This is a genomic window from Kitasatospora sp. SC0581 (assembly GCF_048159585.1).
In the GTDB taxonomy this organism is placed as follows: Bacteria; Actinomycetota; Actinomycetes; order Streptomycetales; family Streptomycetaceae; genus Kitasatospora.
In genome coordinates this window covers 1-352 of the sequence record NZ_JBLRWA010000257.1, presented here as the reverse complement: position 1 = coordinate 352, position 352 = coordinate 1, and the positions used below count along the sequence as shown (strand labels likewise).

The following is a 352-nucleotide window of genomic DNA, read 5'->3' as shown; positions in this document are numbered from 1 at the left end:
CCCCTATCTTCGGACCGTTCCCGAGCGACGCACGGCGTCCTGGCCGAAGGAGTACCCCCATGTCCACCACCCCCGTGACCGCCCCCGACCGGAGGCGCTGGCTCGCGCTGGCGGTGGTGATGACGGCCAGTCTGATGGACCTGGTCGACGTCACCATCGTGAACATCGCGATGCCGAGCATCCAGCAGGACCTGGGAGCGGGCTTCGGCGCGCTCCAGTGGATCACCGCCGGGTACGCGCTGGCCTTCGCGGTCGGCCTGATCACCGGCGGGCGGCTCGGTGACATCCACGGCCGCAAGCGGCTGTTCCTGCTGGGCATCACCGGCTTCACCCTCGCCTCGGCGCTCTGCGG

At 70.5% G+C, this 352-nt stretch carries 1 protein-coding gene; it reads left to right on the top strand.

Annotated features, from left to right (window positions below; all coding sequences use genetic code 11):
• Window positions 1–59: 59 nt before the first annotated feature.
• A partial coding sequence (locus ACLWS4_RS38010) for an MFS transporter (protein WP_416876575.1) occupies window positions 60–352 on the top strand: 293 nt, incomplete at its 3' end.